This is a genomic window from Flavilitoribacter nigricans DSM 23189 = NBRC 102662, assembly GCF_002646595.1.
Lineage (GTDB): Bacteria > Bacteroidota > Bacteroidia > Chitinophagales > Saprospiraceae > Flavilitoribacter > Flavilitoribacter nigricans.
This window is the reverse complement of record NZ_PDUD01000044.1, coordinates 53191-71761: the sequence shown is the minus strand read 5'-3', so window position 1 is coordinate 71761 and position 18571 is coordinate 53191. Positions and strand designations below refer to the sequence as shown.

The following is an 18571-nucleotide window of genomic DNA, read 5'->3' as shown; positions in this document are numbered from 1 at the left end:
AAAGATCAGTACAGAATTTGGAGACAATTTGGAGACAATTTGGAGACGGGCGATCATTTCTGCTCTTCAGGGGACAATCTCCGGTCGCCTCCAAAATTTCTCCAAAATTGTTCCCTATTTTGTGGTTTATCCGGTACGGCAGCGCCCGACCGGGCAGTATTGTACTGCGTTCCGGTGTAAGCACTATGAGGCACATACGGGAATAAACAACCATTAAAAGATAATTTCATGAGAGCACTGCTCCGCCTTTGTATACTGGTCATTTGCGGCACGCCCCTGTTGGGACAAGACGATATCACTATATCCGGAAGGATCCTGGACCGCAGCAACGAGGAGGGAATTGCCTACGCGACCGTCGTGTTAAAAGCAGATACCTCAGCCGCTATTTTAAGCGGAACCATTTCGGATGAAAGTGGTCGCTTCGTACTCCAGTTGAGAGAGCGGGGAAATTTTGTCGTTCAATGTTCCTATCTCGGGTTTACGACCCTGAACACGGATGTCCTGATCGGACAAAAGAACAACATTTACGACCTGGGCAAACTTTACCTGGAACCGGAATCCGAGCAATTGGAGGAAGTCACCGTCACGGCCCAGAAAGCTATCATAAATGAAGGCCTGAGCAAAAAATCATTTAGTATGGCCGATCAGATCGCCCAATCGGGCGGTTCGGTGGCGGAAGCGATGAAGGCCCTGCCGGGCGTGACGATCGATCAGGATGGCAATGTACTCTTACGGGGCAGTGACAAGGTAGCGGTCCTCATCGACGGTCGCCAGTCCGGCATGACCGGCTTCGGCAATCAGCGGGGCCTGAATAATATTCCCGCGGCCAATATCGACCGGATAGAGATCATCAACAATCCTTCGGCCAAATACGATGCGGCCGGCATGGCCGGGATTATCAATATCATTTACAAAAAAGAACGGCAGAATGGCTTCAACGGCTCGGTGGGTTTCACCTACGGACTGGGAGAACTTACCACCCGGAAAGCAAGCCTGCCCACGCAGCTGGGGCGATACGCCGTTAATCCCAAATATATTCCGAGCATCAGCCTGAACTACCGCACTCCAAAGGTCAACACCTATTTACAGGCCGAGGTCATCCGGCAAAAAAAGCTGCCGAACAACGAATTTACCACCCGGCACTACGCGGACGGCGCCAATACCGTTTCCCAGGTCCCGGAAAACCGCACGCAGACCCATTATGTCCTCAAAGGTGGTATCGACTATCAGCTTGACGATCGGAATGCCCTGCGCTTTTCCAGCATCTACGATTATGAGAACCACGTGGATACGGCCCAGGTCCCCTACATCAATCTGAATACCGGGCAGCGGTACCGTTACTGGCACTGGCGCGAAGCCGAAGTCACCGGCTATCTGAATTTCCGCCTGGATTACGAGCACGATTTCCGGGAACCGGGGCACCGGCTGAACCTTGCCGCCCAGTACGTACGGGGCTGGGAAGACGAATCCTACTTTCTGAACGACAGTTCCGAAATCCGCCAGGCCAACGATATGACGCACATTATCGCTACGGAGCATACGACCTCATTTACCGGCGACTATATCAAACCGCTGAAATGGGGACGCCTGGAGGCCGGGGCCAAAGTACAGATCCGGACGATCCCCGTCACCTACGATATCCTGCGGGGCCAGCAGTCGATCATTTACGAGGGCCTGGGCGACTGGTCGGACTGGGGCGAGAATATCGTGGCGGCCTACGCCAACTACATCCTGGAAAAAAGAACCTTCGACATCGAAGGCGGCCTGCGGGCCGAGCAGACCAACGTGTTTTACGACATCTCTCCCGAGAACACCTTCTATCCGGAGAATGACGCCTACGATTATTTCGAGCTGTACCCCAATATCCGGCTCACCTTCAAGATCAGTGAGCAGAACAATTTATCGCTGTTCTACAACCGGCGGGTGGACCGGCCGGGAGAACCCGAGCTGCGGATCTTTCCCAAATACGATGATCCGGAGTTGCTGAAAGTCGGTAATCCCTATCTGCGGCCCCAGTTCACCCAAACCTTTGAAGTTGCCTACAAGCGGATCTGGAACAGCGGTTCCGTTTATCTGGCTACTTACCACCGGATCATTGAAAATCCGTTTACCCGCGTTTACAGCATCGACAGCTCCGATCCGAACTACGCCATTGTCAACAAGATCTATCAGAATGTAGGCAGCGGTACGAATACCGGGATCGAAGTCCTGTTATCCCAGCGCATTGAGAATTTCTGGAAGCTGTCCACCGGCATGAACCTCTATAACAACGTAGTGGATGCCTATCGGGGCACGCTGCTGTTCCCTACGGAGCGTCCCTTCGATATCCAGAAGACCTCCGATCAGACCTGGGACCTCAAGATCAACAATCAATTTGACCTCGGCGGCCATACGCAGATCCAGCTGACCGGGATTTACATGGCACCGAAGAACATTCCTCAGGGCCGGCAACTGGCCCGCTCGTCTGTCGATCTTGGCGTACAGCGAAATATTTGGGGTAAAAAGGGCGAACTCACCCTGGCTTTTAGCGATATATTTAATGGGTTCGGGATCCGCCAGGAGATCAACGGCATAGATTTCAGCGCCCTTTACGAAAATTATTTTGAGACCCAGGTCGTGCGTTTGGGATTAAAATACAAATGGTGAACATAAAACAGTATCTGATCGATGAATTCCGGCGGCTGCGGCATCATCCCCGGCTGGGTTTTTATTTTGTAGTTATTTTGGCCACCGCTTTTTTGCTGCTCACGACCTTTGTGCACCTACTGCCCAATTCCAATATCGATGTGGAATTTTCCGAGGAGATGCAGGAGCACCAGTATCCCTGGCTGGATGCGATCATGAAGGCTATCAGCTGGTTCGGCCATCCTCCCGTGGCGCTGGCGGTTGTTTTGGGTACCGCGCTGATCTTTGTGGTGAACGGGTACAAAAGAGAAGCGCTTTTCATTGTCCTTTCGATCTTTTCGGCCGGTGTAGCCCATTTACTCAAGATTCTGGTTAACCGTCCCCGGCCAACCGATGATCTCGTCAATATCATTGAGAGTGCCAAATTTCAAAGCTTTCCAAGTGGCCATACCGTATTGTATGTCGCCTTTTTCGGCTTTCTGGCTTATCTGATGCATCATTTGGAGAAGCTTCCCCGGAGGCTGCGCTGGACGGTGGGCATCTTTTGCCTGGCGCTCATTTTCTCGGTCCCATTCTCCCGGGTCTATCTCGGCGCCCACTGGCTGACCGATGTCACAGCGGGTTTTATGGTAGGACTGTTGTGCCTGTACGGGATCATAAGGTGGTATCTGAAAGGTAAGCTGGTTCTAGCTCAGCACTAAGATTTTACGACAGAGTGAAATCGGACGGCCCGGTATGGAAGTGGATCACTGAGCGTGAAACGATACTTCCATCTGGTGCTCTCCCTGCTGAATATCGTAATGCACCGACCATCCGTATAGCGTACAGATCTCCCGGACAATGGCCAGCCCCAAGCCGAGGGATTGTTGTTTGGTACTCTCCTTGGCAAAGCGTTCAAATAATTCTGCGGGAGGGGTACTCAGCGGTGCTCCGGTATTAGTGATCCGTAATTTACCATTACCAAGAAAAATACCGATCTGTCCATTCGGAAGGTTGTGTTTGATGGCATTCTCGAGTAAATTATTGAGGAGCACATCCGCCAGCACCGGGTGAATGTCCAGGGTGAGTTCCGACAGTTCGGTCTGCAGGTTAATATTTCTTTCTTCCAACAGCGGTTGGAGCGCAGCAAGTTTTTGTTCCAGCAGCGGAAGTAGTTGAACCCGCTCGGTATTTTGGTACTGCTCATTTTCGATCTTAGTCAGCAGCAGTAAGGCACTGTTGAGCCGACGGAGTCTGGATATAGCTTCACTCAGGTGGCTTATGCTGGCAAAATCCGCTGCCGGCCGGTCGGCATTTTGCAAAAGCAGGTCCACCTGGTTGCGCATGATCGCCAGTGGTGTCTGCATTTCGTGGCTGGCATTTTCGGTAAACCGTCGCAGGGACCGGTAATCCCGCTGCAATTTCTCCGTCATTCTTTCCAGGCTCCGATTCAGCTGATCGAATTCTTCGGTTTGGGTATGAGATAATTCCAGCTTTTCATTGTCCTGGATCGAAAACCCCTGTATTTGTTGGATGGTCTGGTAGAAAGGCCGCCAGAGTTGACGCGACAAAAATCGGTTTACCTGGTTGAGCGATACCAGCAAAAGGCTCAAAATGCCCAGATTTACCAATAAAATAGTTGTGATCAGATCCTGACTTTCCACCCGGCTATGATTGATGGAAACCAGGTAATTTTGGCCTCTGATAGAATCGAGAAAAGTAAACTTCCGGTATGGTTCGTACTCCTGCTCTTCGGGATCAAAAAATGAGGTATCGGAAAATACCTCGACCTCGGTTGCGGTAGGTGCCAATTGCAATTCTACGACCTCATCCATGATCTTCAGCCTGTCGGGCAGGGTATCCAGATCCATCAAATATTGCTTCACCACCTTGCTCGTGTGCCGAAGGCCCTCGTCCGTTTCGTAATCCAGTACCAGGCGCAGTGCCAGGAACATCACCAGCGCTCCCAATAGAAATACCATTAGGGAAAAAATAAGGTAGTAGTAGCCTGTTCGCTGCAGCAATTTCATGTTACCGACCATTTATAACCCATCCCATAAACGGACTTAATATAGTCACCGGCGCCGGCATCCATTAATTTTTTTCGCAGATTTTTAATGTGCGAATAGATGAAATCGATAGTGTCCAGGAGATCGGCGCTATCGCCGCTCAGGTGTTCGGCCACACTTTCTTTGGTGAGTACGCGATTGGGATTAGCCAGAAAATACAGCAGCAGAGCGTATTCCGAGCGGGTCAGCCGGATAGGCATTTCGTTAACCAGTACTTCCTGTTTCTGCGGATCAACCACAATTTCCCGAAAGCGGATCTGGGGCTCGCCCCCAAATTTTCGCCGCCGCAACAATGCTTTGATACGGGCATTGAGTTCCGCCAGGTGAAATGGTTTCGGCAGGTAATCATCCGAACCGATCTCCAGGCCGGTGATCTTATCGTCAATGGAATCTTTGGCCGATACAATGATGATCCCGGCCTGCTTGTGTTCTTTTTTCAACTTTCGAATGATGTCCAGACCGGTTCCGCCCGGCAAGCCGATATCCACCAGGATGCAGTCGTACTCATATACTCCGGACTTTAACCAGGCCTCCTCGAAAGTAGCCGCCGTTTCGCAGAGATTACCTTCCTGCTCCAGATAGGTAGTCATAGCCTGGGCTAAGGCCGGTTCATCCTCGATAATTAGAATTTTCATAGTCCAAAGTAACTCATGAATTTTGGATTCTTTTTGGATTTTCCGGTGGTCCGTTGGATTTTCGGTGGTTTTGGGTATTTGATTTCGGCGTTCATTAAAAGTATGAATACTGCTCTGTGTCGGTTAGACCGATCCCAAAAGGTATATTTTAGACCGATAATCTGCATCTTTGTCCAAGTAAGGGTCATAAAACCGGCAATTGATGATATAACCACAACTCCTTTCCGGGTAAAGATCCTTTCCGCTTAACAAAATACCAGCGAGGCCTTCATGACGGCACTTAACAAATTAATCCTGGGTTATGTATGCATTGTCCTGGTCGGATTTGGCCTGCTGAGCTTTCCTGTTTTCCACCTGCGGGCCGGCAGTTGGGTAAACGATCTGTTCTTTGCGGTTTCAGCCGCTTCCACCACCGGTCTGGTACCCGCGGATATCCATGAAGTCTACAATTTCGGCGGCCAGGTGATCCTGCTATTGCTGATCCAGATTGGCGGTATCGGTTATATGTCGGTCGGCGCGCTCGCCCTGCTGCTGGTCCAACATCACTGGAATCCCGAAGAGACCACCCTGATCAAAACTGATCTGGCCCTACCCCACCATTATAATCTGCTGGATTTGTTGAAGGTCAAACTGCTGTTATCGCTCGTTCTGGAAATTACCGGGGCCGTCATGCTCTATTTTGCCTTTCGCAGCCGGGGCGTGGATGATGCGCTGTGGCAGGCGGTCTTCCACAGCGTATCGGCATTTTGTACAGCGGGTATGAGCCTGTTCAGCAACGGTCTGGAGGATTTTGCCGACGATCCCGTGATCAGTATCACCATCAGCGTCCTTTGCTATGTGGGTGCGGTTGGGTTCATTGTATTTGCTGATCTGTGGCAACGGCTGCGCAAGAAACGTAGATCCATCAGCTTCACCTCCCTGATCATTTTGAAATACAGTCTGTTGATCATCGGGATCGGCACCATATCGGTATACCTGCTGGACTATGCAGCCTATCCGGCCTGGAGTTGGCAGCGATTCATAACGGCCTTTTTCCATGTCGTTTCGGCCAGTTCCACGGCGGGATTCGATACCGTTCAGGTCAGTAGTTTTTCACCCGCCATTTTGGTGATCCTGACGATCCTGATGGTCATTGGCGCCAGCCCTACCGGTACCGGCGGCGGGATCAAAGTAACCACTTTCAGCATCGTGCTGGCTCAGATCAGGAGTAGTTTTAACGGGAGAAATAAGGTTGTACTCGAAAAATGCCTGCTGCCCGATTATCGCGTTCGTCTGGCTCTCGCTACGTTCAGCACCTATATCATTGCGGTGAGCGTGTGCCTCTTACTGCTGGCCGTGACGGAAAAAGCCGACCTCTTTGCCCTTTTCTTCGAAACGGTCTCTGCCTTTTCCACGGTAGGACTGAGTCTGGGGATCACTTCCGGGCTGAGCGATATAGGTAAGTTGCTCCTCGCGCTGGGCATGTTCATCGGCCGGATCGGCATTTTATCTTTCGGACTCGCCTTGTTCGTCGAACACCGGCACATTTCCCTGAGTAAAAGTCACGATGTTGCCATTTGAACCGACCATCCTCCACTAGCGATCCAATGATGGCCAATAAATGAGCCCGGGCCTCCAGCAGGATGACCCGGGCGATGATTTAAAAATTATGGGGCGATACGTTTCTGGTTTATTGACCCCAATACTTACTGCCCTATCGATCAAACTTCTAAGAATGCTGTTGCAGCCAACCCGTCATTTTATTGATCTGGTGGCCGGTCGCATTACCCCAGTCATTGGCTTTGGTATCTTCTTTTTTCAGAAAAGCCTTACCCTCCCGGATCATGTCCTCCGCTTCCGTTTTGGCCCGACCTTCTAACCTGGCGGACGCACTCTCCATTCTGGCAATCGCTTTCTCGAGTGCCCCTCGGGCATTTTCGGGAGATTCCAAGGCGTAAACATCCGTAAAGGTCAGATAGGCGTGGGCCACATTCATTTCCGCATTGGCGAATACCTTATTCAATTCCGCTTCGTCTTTCACTTCGCCCTGCTTTACCTTATCGGCCAGGGTATTGAGGTTGCCGACGGCCATTTCCAGTAATGTTTTGTGGTTGCCGGTCAACTCCTCTCCTTCCTCCTCGATATCCGTAACAGCCTGCTCGATATAGGCGGATGCGGCGGTATTGTCGCCATCCAGAAAAGCCGCAATCGCTTCGTCCAGTTCCAGATCTGATATATTCGGTACTTCGTCAATTTCGGTCTCTTCCACCAGGGTAGCCTGTACCTCTTCCGCAGACGCTTCCTCTGATTGATTATTCTGGCAGGCGGGGAAAAGCAGTAAACCCAATAGGGCGATATACATTAGGTTTTTCATGTTGGTATATTTTTAGCGGAAAGCAATGGCGCGGCAATGAGCATCTAGCCCGGCCGGCCTTTACGTTCCCTGCGTTGATAATTCCAGGTTTCAGAGGCAAAGTTATCCACTGCACCAGGGCGCGGTGGGAATATTCGTTGGGTCCGGAAAATGGATCGGTGAGTCCGGGGTATGTGGAGGTAAGCAGCGTAATAGATGGTATTCCGGCTGCCACCGGAAGCAAAATTGACCGCAGTATTCCAAACCAATCTTATTAATTTCCGTTTTCCTTGCACATCAATGTTCAACCGTATGTCAATTCGTCTGGTCATCCTTTGGCTGAGTCTGATCACCCTCGTCAGTTGTGCGGGGCAATCAACACCCGCTACTCCACCCGAATCAAAACCCGAGCCCCAAACCGATCCTTACACCCAGGGCACTGCGTCCAGGGACGGTATCGGCAAGTTCTATCTGGGGCGGGAGATTGCCCACGTCATGGGCCACCGCGCCGCCAGCTGGCTGGAACGACCGGAAAGAGAAGAGGAAGAAAATGTAAGTACGGCTCTCCAAAACATGGAGCTACAGCCCGACATGCGCATCGCGGACATCGGTGCCGGATCGGGTTATTATACTTTTCGCATGGCCGAACAAGTACCGAATGGGAAAGTTTTCGCCGTGGACATCCAACCGGAGATGCTGGAACTCATCCGCCAAAAGGCCGAGCGGGAAGGCATCGACAATATTGAATTAATCCAGGGCCGGGAAACCAGTCCGCAATTACCGGAAAATTCGGTTGATCTGGTGTTGATGGTGGACGTCTACCACGAATTGTCCCACCCGCGGGAAATGATGGAAGTGGTGGTGAAGGCGCTGCGCCCCGATGGTAAATTTATCCTGTTGGAATACCGCATGGAAGACCCCGAGGTACCCATCAAAAGACTGCACAAAATGTCCGTGGAGCAGGCCGAACGGGAGATGGCCACGGTTGGCCTTCGGCTGCAGGAGAATAAGTCTAATCTGCCGTGGCAGCATTTTATGGTTTTTGTTAAGCAATAATGTGTTAAGGTGTTGAGGTGGAAATGTGTTAATGTGGGTATCCGACAAGTTTAGGGGCTTGCGATAAAGTGTGCCCGATCTTGATTAATCGAACAACAACAAGCTGATTTTCAATTAAATGAGCTAAACAACAAACCAAAAAAACATGAATCCTCAATCAAATTTCACCAATGCCCCCACTTCAACACTTTCACACTTTCACACCTTAGCACATTGAAACTTCTTTTCATTCAAAGGAAATGGCCAATTTTACCTCATCCGGCATTTTAAAATACCCCGCCTCCCGGTAATTGTCCTTCGTGATCTTCAGGCCGTTGATGTAGAGATCTTCAAAGCGGATATTTTCGTAGCCGTATGCCGCATTGTACGGTAGCAGCAGGTTGCCCGAGTGTTCATTGGGGGAAGTCATGCGGACGTGAATGTTCCGAAACGTAAAGTCCAGCAGGCGATGGGCGCCGCCGTCTTCCCGTCCCTTTTTCTTATCCCGGAACCGCAGATCCAGAAAGCGGTCGACCGGGGTTTCTACGTAAATGTTTTCGAAGATAAAATCACGCTGGGTTTTTCCATTTTCGCCGCCGGAAGCCAGTCGTAAATTGATCACACTATTGTTGGCCCCGCCGTTGTTGCGCCATTCGGTCCGGATCACATCGATATTGCGCACCCGCACCTGTCGGGCGGACAGGGATTGCCAGCCGAGTTGCAGGCAGGCGCCGTTAGTCATTTGCCAGATGACACAATCCTCTACCGTTACGTGGTCATCGTAAAGTTTAATGGCATCGTCATCGGCGTGAATGAAATTATGGGACAGGGTGGTACCCGCCCAGCCGACCAGGCCGTCTGCATTGTAGATCCAGCCGCCGACGCATTTCACCCAGCGCACTACATTATCCCGACCGAGAGTTCGAACGGCAAACTGAGCGTAATCGGCCACAGTGATCCCTTCGATCACTACCCGCCGGGCTGCAGGTGGTGTTTCCAGCGTGTGCGCTTCCCGGTGGGCCAGCCGGGCGGACGAAAGTACTCCCCGTCCGTCAACCGTAACGTCCGAATGGCCAATGTAAATAGCACCGTAAACAAAGGCACCCGGCGCCAGATACACCCGTTTGATCTGCGGGGGCAGTTCCAGCCGCCCGCCCAGGTCGTACATTCCTTTTCCGAAATAAAGGGTGTGTGCTTGCCCAAGCTCCGAACTTGGATCTCCCCGAAGATCCGGTGGAACCGAAAAGACGCCGGCGTCCGTCGGATCGGGAGCTGAGGTTTCCCAGGGATCATAGGCGATCACCAGCCCGTGGCGATAACCGGTTTCTCCAAATTCCAGGGTGTACTGGCCGGCACGGGGAAGTACAAAACGCACTCTTCGCTCACCGCTGATCTCGGGTTCAATGCCCCAGCGAGAGGGCCGCACCTTTGGCGCACCCGGCAGCAAGCGTTCATCCGCTAATCGTTCCACTTCCACCGTCACGACCCCGGTGGCCATGAAGCCGGTATAGGAAAGGGTACGCTCCTGCACGAATTGAGTACCGGGGCCCTCGGTGCGCGCGTGGCTGATGTACACGAAGGCCGTTTCTTTTTCTTCCCCCTGAGTAACCGTCACCTTGTAAAAGGGAGACGCCGGAAATTCGGAGGTTGGCGCCGGATAGGTACGAACGGTACAACGCCCGGGCTCCGGCAGGAGGAACAGGAGTAGCAAACCGAGACAATAGTTGAAAAACCACGGTATAGTGCTTCTTTCGGTAATCATTCTGGATAGCCTTTAATCTGAATGTTGCGATAATAGATCTCCGCCCCTTCCGCCTGCAACAGGATCTTGCCGGACGTCAGCGGTTGCCAGGCGGCGGTGGTCTCGTCCCAGTATTGCATGTCGATCGCTTCGTTCACGAGGTGTCCGTTGACCAGAAACCTGGCCTGATCCCGCCGGACCTGCAATTCCACGCGGTTCCAGCCGGGTACTTCCCAACTGTAGGCGCGATGGAAGCGGCTGAAACGCTGTCCCCGTTCGCCCCGCACTTCCAGTCGTCCGCCGGGTGCATAATTCCGGATCACCGGTTGTACCCGGGAGCCGGCGCGGGTGCCGATCAGCCATAGATCACCGGTATCCCCTTCCTGGATCTGACATTCTACGCCATTTGGCCAGATGATATCCTCGCCGTGCATGTGGAAAATGACGCCGGCATCGCGCACGAATTCATGACGCGGTTGGAATTTCTTTTCGCCCCATTTGTACTCAAAGGTGAGGATGAAATCGCTGTATTCCTGCCGGGTTATGAGGCCGCCGAAAGATTGGGTGGAAAGTGCCGTTTGGTTTTTGTAGACGTGGATCTGATCCCGCTCTACGGCAAACAGGTCCTTTTCGACCCCCTTCTCATCGATCACGGTGTACCAGTCATCCAGGTTTTCTCCGTTGAAAAGCCATTGGAAGCCCGGCTCCAGGACCGGGGCCAGTTCGGGCGCGGTGGTCCGGCAGCCCAGTATCGACAAGCTGATGAGCAACAATAAGGTCTGTAAAATGTCTTGGCGTTTATCCATTATTGGTCGGTTTGCTAAAAGTAATTTTGGAATCCGGATGCCCGCTCCCCTATCTCCGTTCCCAGGGCATCAGTTCCAAACCGTTCGGCCGGTAGCGTTTGATCACCTGACCGGTATCTTCCGCCCGTTGCTTTTTGGCTTCAAACTGTTCGGCCGTGTCGCCGGGATTCCAGTACCAGGGATGGGGAGTGTGGATCGTATCCAATTTGGCTTTGAAAGTCGCGGCTTCGTTGGGATAGAAATCGGCAAGATTAACGGAAAGCGTCTGATCCTCCTCCGGCAGATACAATTGTACCGGCTGATCGGGATGATCCCTATAGACGAACCACGGCCCCTGCCGGAGCGCCTGTTCGTTTTGCTTGTAGAAGTACATAAGCCGATCGGCGGGGATCGCATCCTGGTCTCCGGCCAGTACAGGCAGCAGATCGTAGCCATCAAGGGTATCCGAAACTTCCGTTCCGGCGAGTGCTTCGAAAGTCGGGAACAGATCCGGTAGCCAGACCGGCGTACTCACCATTTGCGCCCCTTCCTGACCGGGCAGATGAATAAAAAAGGGAATCCGCATCCCTCCTTCCAGCACCCCAAACTTTCCGCCGCGAAAAGGTCCTTTATTGGCCAGATCCCGGTCGTCCAGCCACACGCGACTGCCATCAGCCTGCGCTACCGGGCCGTGCATGGAGTAACCGTTATCCGAGGCAAAAACAATCGCGGTACGCTCGTACAGCCCCTCTTCTTTAAGCTTCCGGACGATCTTTCCGACCGAAATATCGAGCCGTTCGACCATAGCGCCCCACTCTCTGGCGGTTAACTGCTTTTCACGCTGACCGGTCATTTGGCGGAGATCATCCACGATGGTGGGCCCATGCGGCAGATTGGTGGTGTAATACAGCAAAAAGGGCTGTTCCCGGTTATCCGTTATGAATTGCAGCGCCTTTTCGTCCAGTAGATCCGGTGCGTATACGGCACCCTTCCGGTCCGTCTTTTTCGCATCGGCCCGGTTGTCCAGTTTCACCAGTTTTCCCGTGGTATCGTACAATAGTTCGTAGTCCGACTGCTGCCGGCTGCGTTGTTTATCATAGAGCATTTGAATATGGTGGCCGGCATTTTGCGGCAGGGGAACCTCCCGGCCATTTTCGTACAGTTGTAACGGGAAGTATGAATGCGCTTCGTAGTGGGTCAGGTAGCCAAAGTGGTAATCAAAACCCTGCCGGGTCGGACGTCCCGCGGTATCCTTATAGCCCAGTCCCCACTTGCCCACCACGCCGGTACGATAGCCTGCCTTTTGCAACATTTCGGCAAAGGTATAACTGTCCGCCGGCAGCGGTTCAAAACCCCGGGCGCTGCTATTGAGTCGGATCGGCGCCCGCCCGACGTGCAGGCCCGTCAGCATGGTCGCCCGCGAAGGCGCGCACTCGGGGGCTCCGGCATAAGCCTGGGTAAAGCGGGTAGATTCCCGGAGGAGTGCATCCAGATTGGGCGTCCGGTAATTGAGCTGGCCATAGGCGCTGAGATCCCGAAAGCTCAGATCATCCGAAAAAATGAAGACGATGTTGGGGCGCTTCAATTCCAGCAATCCCTCGTCGTTTTCCCGTACGGGAGCCAGATGCAGGCGTTCTTTTCCCCCGCCGTTGGGTTGATGGAAAGCCAGTTGCAACTGACCGTCCAGGTCCCGGAAGAACATGCCATGCCCACCGTTGGCCCGCACCAGCGGTTCCGCAATTTGTTCCCAGGGTCCAAATACCGATCCGCTACGGGAAATCGCCTGACCGATCGCGTACTGGTGATCTCCGAAGCTGGACCAGATCATGATCAGTGCTCCTTTTTTATTCCGGTAGAAAGCCGGGCCGTCGGTAACCAGGCCGTTGCGTTTGATCCCCACATCCTGCATATTGCGCACCCAGGGCGCTTCGGAAGCCCGGAATAAAAGTCGGGGCTCCCCTACCGGATCGGAGAGGTCCGGTCGGAGTTCCACGACATCCATGGTACCGTCCAGTGTTTGGGCCCATTCGTGGCAGAATACCATATAGGGCCGGTCATTTTCGGTAAACAGGGTGCCGTCCAGGCTCATCCATTCGGCGGGGGTATGGGCCGCATCCCGAAGGGCAGTAAAGGGGCCGGTAGGCGAATCCGCCCGGAAGACGTGCGTGCCCCGTTGCCATTGCGTTTCTCCGTTCCTGGAGTTGGGGTTCTCCGTGATCTTCTCCTCCGAGGTGAGGGTTACGAACAAATAGTATTTGCCCCGGTAGGCGTGTACCTCCGGGGCCCAGACACTTCTCCAGCCGGCGGGCAAACGAAGTACGGTCCGGGGCGGTGTCCAGTTTTTCAGATCCCGGCTCGTGTAAACCTCAACCCCCTGGGGAGCGTCCGCATCATCCTGCCGATTGTGCATCTGGGCGTACATATAGTAAGTACCCGTACTGGTATCCGTCAGAATGAAGGGATCGCGGATCCGGATCTCCGAAGTGGTCATGGTCTCGCCCTGACCTTGCAGTCCGGTGGGAAGGATCCAGCTTAAAATAAAAAGGGTAAAAAGTCGTTTCATCGGTATTTTCTGGTCGTTTAAAGTCTTTAAAATGGAGTAGCCTTCTAACCGGCACACTATGATCAACGCCGTTGATTAGCTTAATCGCCGCCGGGACTAAGGTTCACATTTCTGATCTTTTGGAACGCTTCGGTGCGGCCACCCAGCGAGGGCGCGAAAGTTTTGGGAATGGATCGGGCCAGCCGGTCCATGACCTCCCGATAATCCGCGCTGGCCAGATTGCGCCATTCGTGAGGATCAGACTCATGATCGTACAGTTCTTCCGTCCCGTCCGGATAGCGGATATAGCGATAGTGGCCGTCACTGACGGAGGAGTATTCCTCCCCGTAGGTCATGAAACTGGGCGCTCTTTCCTGATCGGGATCTTCGATCAGCGGCAGCAGGCTGTTGCCGTCCAGCGAATGCGTGGGCGGATCCAGCGAGCAATAATCGACCAGGGTGGGATAAATGTCCAGCAGATTGACGGTGTGGGGCAATTCCATTTTCCGTCCGTTGGGCAGGCGGATCAGCAGTGGTGAATAGGCGGACAATTCCCAGAGCGTGCCTTTCTGCCATTTAAACTTTTCCCCCATGTGGTAACCATTATCGGAGGCCACGATCACAATGGTGTTATCCGCGTAAGACGTGCCGTCCAGGGCCTCGATCACCCGGCCGACGGACCAGTCCGCAAACGAACTGGTGGCTGCGTAGCCGTAGATCATGCGTCGAAAGGTCTCTCTTCTCTCCGCTAGCGTTGCCCCGAAGAAACCGAGGGAATCGATCAGATCCCGGCCCATAGCCGGTATATCGTCGAGATCGTCCGCCCGGAAACCATCGGGATAAGGCAGTTCCACGCCTGCGTACTGCTCAAAGAATCTTTTGGGTGCAGTGTAAGGCGTGTGGGGACGCCAGAGTCCCAGATAGCAGAAGAAAGGAGCTTCGTGGGATTGCTGCAAAAACGCTACAGCAGCCTCGGCATTGACTACATCCGGGAAATCCGTATCCGGTCCTTCCCAGGGGGTGACGGACTGGAATCTCCCCTTGCCGCCAACCCAGTCCGCTTCCGGCCCGAATGGACCGAACCCGCCTTTGTAAATCGGGCGATTGTTGAACATTGCCTCCTCCCGGCCTTCCGCCAGTTGGGCGTGAAAGATCTTGCCCCGGCCAAAAGTATTATATCCGTTTCGTTTAAAACACTCCGGAATACTTTCCGCCTCCCGGAGAATCTCCGAGCTTCGCCAGGGATCACAACCGTTGTAATAGGCCCCGGTCCGGTAAGAAGCCACCCCGCTGAAAAAGGCCGCCCGGGAAGGTACACAAACGGGGGCCGGACAGATCGCCCTGGTAAAATTGACGGCTTGCGATCGCAGCTTTTCAAAAGAAGGCATCTTTACCTGTGGGTAGGTTGATTTTACCCCCCAGCCGTTCATATCGTCCACGGTGATGAACAGCACGTTCGGCCGGGCCGAAGGAGTCTGCCCTGTTTTTTCCGCCACACCGCAGGCCAGGCCCAGCAGGATAATCAGGAGTATCGTAATGGTCCAGTATTGCATCATTCCGGATATTTTGCTTTCAGGCGATCCTGCGCGTAGGTGGACCGGTTGGCATTCGTCACCTGTTCCCGCTCCAGCTTAATGACCTTTCGGTCGTAGGTATAGATCCCGTTCATTTCGTTTTCCAGATCGGTCCACTGGGTGTAGACCGCCGCGCTGAGCCCCTCTTCCTGAAAACCATAGATCATTTCGATGAAGCGGATATACTCGGCGGTGGCGGCGGCTTTGTCCGCGTAGTTATAGTGTACCCAGGGGCCGTCCGTATCCCAGACGTGGCCGTCCGCCAGATACCCGATCGCCCCGTATTCCCCGTTAACCACCGCCCGTTGGGTATTCCCGAAAGGGACCGATGGTGGCCGGTAACTGTGGTTATCCTTGATATGGCCCACGGCGTAATCCACATCGGGACGTCCCGCATCGATGCCGCTGTTGCCCGTTACCAGACGGGAAGGGTCGAGAGCCATGACCATTTCCGTAAGCCGTTCTACGTCGTAAGCGCCCCAGTGCTCGTTAAATACGATCCAGTTAATGATCGACGGATGATTCCAGTGGGATTTCACCATGCGCAGCAGTTCCTGTTCGAAAACCGTTTTTTCCACTTCGGTCCTTTTTTTGAAAGTACTCGGCATATCCTGCCAGACGAGAAGCCCCAGTTTATCACACCAGTAATACCAGCGTTGCGGCTCCACCTTGATGTGCTTGCGCACCATATTGTAGCCGAAAGCCTTGATCTGGGCCACATCCCAGCGTAAGGCCGCATCGGTCGGAGCGGTATATAGTCCATCCGGCCAGTAGCCCTGATCCAGCGGGCCCATCTGAAAGACGAATTCGTCGTTCAGCATCAGTCGTTGTATTCCTTTATAAGGGGACATGCTGATCTTGCGCATGCCTACATAGCTGCGCACCTGATCCAGCGTACGGGTGCTATCAACAACGCTGATCTCCAGATCGTACAGGAAGGGGGTATCCGGGGTCCAGAGGGTAGGATCCGGGATGGGCAGTCGAATGGGTGTATGGAATTTCCCCGTGGCGGTTCCCACCGTAGAGGTACCGTCCAGCGCTTTTACGCTTACCCGCAGCTCGTTGGTTCGCTGCGTCGAAGCATTCACCGTCACCATTACCGCTTCCCGGTCGATATCCGGGATGATCTTGAGGTCGGCAATGTATTTTTCGGGTACCGGTTCCAGCCAGACGGTCTGCCAGATCCCCGAAGCGGGCGCATAGGCATAGCGCTGCGGATCGGAGAAGCGGTCATTGTTCTGTTTGCCCACGGTGATCCCCTCGGCGGTACCCGGATCGTAAACCGCTACGATCACTTCCTGCTGCCCCTCTTCCAGGAAAGCCGTAATATCAAAAGAAAAGGCATCGTAGCCCCCCTGATGGATGCCGACACAACGTCCGTTCACGTAGATGGTTGCTTCCCAGTCTACCGCTCCGAAATGCAACAGGATCCGCTCCGCAGACCAGTTTTCCGGCAGGTCGAAGGTCCGGCGATAGATGGCCCGGTAGGAATCGAACTGTTTTCGAACGCCCGACAGGGCCGATTCCCAGGGAAAGGGGACCAGGATATGTTCTTCTAGCTCCGTACCGAAGGGTAATTTTTCTCCGGCCACAGCTTCCTTGAATTGCCAGAGCCCGTTCAGGTTCATCCAGTCCGGCCGTACCATGATCGGGCGGGGATATTCGGCTAAGACCTGGTCGGGGTCCACTTCCTCCGCCCATGGGGTCTGCAATGGCACCTCGGTCATCGACCAGGTTTGCGCCCAAAGCGAGGAAGCGGCCCCTCCCAGGAAGGAAATAAATAAAGCAATTCTTGATAGGTTATTCATTACTGGTTCCTTTAGCGGCTAAAAGCGCATTCATCTTTTCAGCCAGTTGGTTTTTATCGTTTTGATAGGCAGGATCCTCGCTCAGATTGTTCCATTCCCTCGGATCCTGCCGGTGATCGTACAGTTCTTCACTGCCATCTTCGTAGCGCAGGTAACGGAACCGTTCGGTCCGCAGGCTGTTCCGGCCCTCCCCCATCTGGGTGAGGCTGGGGAAATCCCAGGCCGTTTCCGGGTCTTGCAGCAGCGGCACCAGGCTTCGGCCGTCGTTTTGCTGGTTTGTGGGTAAGTTGGCCAGATCCGTCAGCGTGGGATACAGGTCCAGTAAATTGACGGTGCGTTCACAGCGGCTTCCCGCCGGCGTGATACCCGGCGCCTTGATGATGAGCGGCATCCGGCAAGCTTCCTCCCAGAGGGTGAATTTTTTGTAGCGCAGTTTTTCTCCCAGGTGCCAGCCGTGGTCTCCCCAGAGCACCACAATGGTATTGTCGCGGTAAGGACTGCGCTCGAGGGCATCGAGTAAATGACCGATGCAGGCATCGGCGTAGTTGATACTAGCCAGATAAGCCCGGACCGCTTCGGCCTCTTTACCGTGCTTTTTGATGGTTCGGTATTCCCGCGTTGCTTGCTGGACACCGGCGGATACATCTTCCAGATCATCTTCCTTTACCAGCGGCAGCGTAAGCGTTTCCGGGTCGAATTTATCGAAGAACTCCCGCGGCACATGCCACTTTAAATGCGGCCGGAAAATACCGCAGGCGAGGAAGAAGGGCCGGTCGTGATCTTGCTGTAACTGTCGGGCCGCCCAGTCGGCGTTCAGGAAATCGGGCGTTTCCTCCAAAGCGGCATCCGTTGGTCCCCAGTCCATATTATCCGCCATTTCCCCCGTGGGGATGCCGTTGGCCATGCGGCCCGGCGCTTTTGCAGCTTTTCCGTAAGCACCGCTCACGGGTGACCACACCTCCCAGGTATGTTTGCCGGTGGCCGGCGTGTGGTAGATCTTACCGCGGGACAGGGTTTTGTAGCCGAAACGGGACAGATACTGGGGCAGCATGACCCCGTCGCGGATCAGGGGCGCTTCGAACATGTCCTCGCCGTTGTGGTAGATCCCACTGGTGGAGGGCCTGAAACCGGACATGATGGCCGCCCGGCTGGGATTACAGACAGATGCTGCACAGTACGCCCGTTCGAATACCATGCCTTCCCGGGCCAATCGGTCCATATTCGGCGTAAGGGTCTGCGGATGGCCGCCCAGGAAACCGGTCCAATCGTTCAGATCATCCACGGCGATGAACAATATATTATAAGGTTGGGACGGTTCGGACGCAGTCGTGGCCGGTCCACCGGTAGAACAAGCCAGCCACGGGGCCAGCGCTAACCAAAGGAGCAGACGGAAGATGGACTTGTTTTTCATAGTGGGAAAATACGGCCGCCGCCGGTCGGCCAGTT

The 18571-nt window shown here is 53.8% G+C and carries 13 protein-coding genes; 4 read left to right on the top strand and 9 right to left on the bottom strand.

From position 1 onward, the window contains the following. Window positions 1–228 precede the first annotated feature (228 nt). On the top strand, window positions 229–2646 hold the full coding sequence (locus tag CRP01_RS33670) for an outer membrane beta-barrel protein (RefSeq protein WP_099154484.1): 2418 nt from the start codon (window positions 229–231) through the stop codon (window positions 2644–2646). Further along, window positions 2640–3326, top strand: a complete 687-nt coding sequence (locus CRP01_RS33665) for a phosphatase PAP2 family protein (protein WP_099154483.1) — start codon at window positions 2640–2642, stop codon at window positions 3324–3326. Before CRP01_RS33670 ends, CRP01_RS33665 begins: the two co-directional genes overlap by 7 nt. A gap of 45 nt (window positions 3327–3371) precedes the next feature. Here CRP01_RS33665 and CRP01_RS33660 read toward each other — a convergent pair whose 3' ends face one another. Then, entirely contained in the window at window positions 3372–4634 is a 1263-nt protein-coding gene (locus CRP01_RS33660) for a sensor histidine kinase (protein WP_170110649.1), read from the bottom strand. Next, complete coding sequence (locus CRP01_RS33655) at window positions 4631–5308, bottom strand: response regulator transcription factor (RefSeq protein WP_099154481.1); 678 nt, start codon at window positions 5306–5308, stop codon at window positions 4631–4633. The genes CRP01_RS33660 and CRP01_RS33655 overlap by 4 nt, the downstream gene beginning before the upstream one ends. 270 nt (window positions 5309–5578) lie before the next feature. On the opposite strand from CRP01_RS33655, the gene CRP01_RS33645 reads away from it, so the two are divergent. Then, on the top strand, window positions 5579–6868 hold the full coding sequence (locus CRP01_RS33645; protein WP_099154479.1) for a TrkH family potassium uptake protein: 1290 nt from the start codon (window positions 5579–5581) through the stop codon (window positions 6866–6868). Between the two features lie 148 nt (window positions 6869–7016). On the opposite strand, the gene CRP01_RS33640 is transcribed toward CRP01_RS33645, so the two are convergent. Then, window positions 7017–7661 carry a hypothetical protein gene (locus tag CRP01_RS33640; protein WP_099154478.1) on the bottom strand — a complete coding sequence of 215 codons (645 nt, stop codon included), beginning with the start codon at window positions 7659–7661 and terminating at the stop codon, window positions 7017–7019. Window positions 7662–7952: 291 nt separating this feature from the next. Between CRP01_RS33640 and CRP01_RS33635 the strand changes: the two genes are divergently transcribed. Continuing rightward, the gene (locus tag CRP01_RS33635; RefSeq protein WP_099154477.1) at window positions 7953–8696 is read left to right on the top strand and encodes a class I SAM-dependent methyltransferase; all 744 of its coding nucleotides are present in this window, start codon (window positions 7953–7955) and stop codon (window positions 8694–8696) included. A 226-nt stretch (window positions 8697–8922) separates the two neighbouring features. On the opposite strand, the gene CRP01_RS33630 is transcribed toward CRP01_RS33635, so the two are convergent. The 6 genes from CRP01_RS33630 to CRP01_RS33605 all read right to left on the bottom strand — a co-directional run bounded on the left by CRP01_RS33630 (window position 8923) and on the right by CRP01_RS33605 (window position 18536). Continuing rightward, entirely contained in the window at window positions 8923–10437 is a 1515-nt protein-coding gene (locus CRP01_RS33630) for a hypothetical protein (protein ID WP_099154476.1), read from the bottom strand. After that, entirely contained in the window at window positions 10434–11222 is a 789-nt protein-coding gene (locus tag CRP01_RS33625; protein WP_099154475.1) for a 3-keto-disaccharide hydrolase, read from the bottom strand. The genes CRP01_RS33630 and CRP01_RS33625 overlap by 4 nt, the downstream gene beginning before the upstream one ends. Before the next feature lie 49 nt (window positions 11223–11271). Then, complete coding sequence (locus CRP01_RS33620; protein WP_099154474.1) at window positions 11272–13764, bottom strand: sulfatase-like hydrolase/transferase; 2493 nt, start codon at window positions 13762–13764, stop codon at window positions 11272–11274. Between the two features lie 80 nt (window positions 13765–13844). Next, on the bottom strand, window positions 13845–15299 hold the full coding sequence (locus CRP01_RS33615; RefSeq protein ID WP_099154473.1) for a sulfatase: 1455 nt from the start codon (window positions 15297–15299) through the stop codon (window positions 13845–13847). Then, entirely contained in the window at window positions 15296–17125 is a 1830-nt protein-coding gene (locus tag CRP01_RS33610; protein ID WP_222845879.1) for a glycoside hydrolase family 2 protein, read from the bottom strand. Before CRP01_RS33610 ends, CRP01_RS33615 begins: the two co-directional genes overlap by 4 nt. Beyond that, window positions 17118–18536 carry a sulfatase gene (locus CRP01_RS33605; protein ID WP_099154471.1) on the bottom strand — a complete coding sequence of 473 codons (1419 nt, stop codon included), beginning with the start codon at window positions 18534–18536 and terminating at the stop codon, window positions 17118–17120. Before CRP01_RS33605 ends, CRP01_RS33610 begins: the two co-directional genes overlap by 8 nt. Window positions 18537–18571: the final 35 nt, after the last annotated feature.

Bases quoted from the DNA above. Each gene is read 5' to 3' on its own strand.
- CRP01_RS33665 (WP_099154483.1), top strand. From the start codon at position 2,640: ATGGTGAACATAAAACAGTATCTGATCGATGAATTCCGGCGGCTGCGG.
- CRP01_RS33610 (WP_222845879.1), bottom strand. From the start codon at position 17,125: ATGAATAACCTATCAAGAATTGCTTTATTTATTTCCTTCCTGGGAGGG.
- CRP01_RS33645 (WP_099154479.1), top strand. From the start codon at position 5,579: ATGACGGCACTTAACAAATTAATCCTGGGTTATGTATGCATTGTCCTG.
- CRP01_RS33635 (WP_099154477.1), top strand. From the start codon at position 7,953: ATGTCAATTCGTCTGGTCATCCTTTGGCTGAGTCTGATCACCCTCGTC.
- CRP01_RS33625 (WP_099154475.1), bottom strand. From the start codon at position 11,222: ATGGATAAACGCCAAGACATTTTACAGACCTTATTGTTGCTCATCAGC.
- CRP01_RS33615 (WP_099154473.1), bottom strand. From the start codon at position 15,299: ATGATGCAATACTGGACCATTACGATACTCCTGATTATCCTGCTGGGC.
- CRP01_RS33655 (WP_099154481.1), bottom strand. From the start codon at position 5,308: ATGAAAATTCTAATTATCGAGGATGAACCGGCCTTAGCCCAGGCTATG.
- CRP01_RS33640 (WP_099154478.1), bottom strand. From the start codon at position 7,661: ATGAAAAACCTAATGTATATCGCCCTATTGGGTTTACTGCTTTTCCCC.
- CRP01_RS33620 (WP_099154474.1), bottom strand. From the start codon at position 13,764: ATGAAACGACTTTTTACCCTTTTTATTTTAAGCTGGATCCTTCCCACC.
- CRP01_RS33605 (WP_099154471.1), bottom strand. From the start codon at position 18,536: ATGAAAAACAAGTCCATCTTCCGTCTGCTCCTTTGGTTAGCGCTGGCC.
- CRP01_RS33670 (WP_099154484.1), top strand. From the start codon at position 229: ATGAGAGCACTGCTCCGCCTTTGTATACTGGTCATTTGCGGCACGCCC.
- CRP01_RS33630 (WP_099154476.1), bottom strand. From the start codon at position 10,437: ATGATTACCGAAAGAAGCACTATACCGTGGTTTTTCAACTATTGTCTC.
- CRP01_RS33660 (WP_170110649.1), bottom strand. From the start codon at position 4,634: ATGAAATTGCTGCAGCGAACAGGCTACTACTACCTTATTTTTTCCCTA.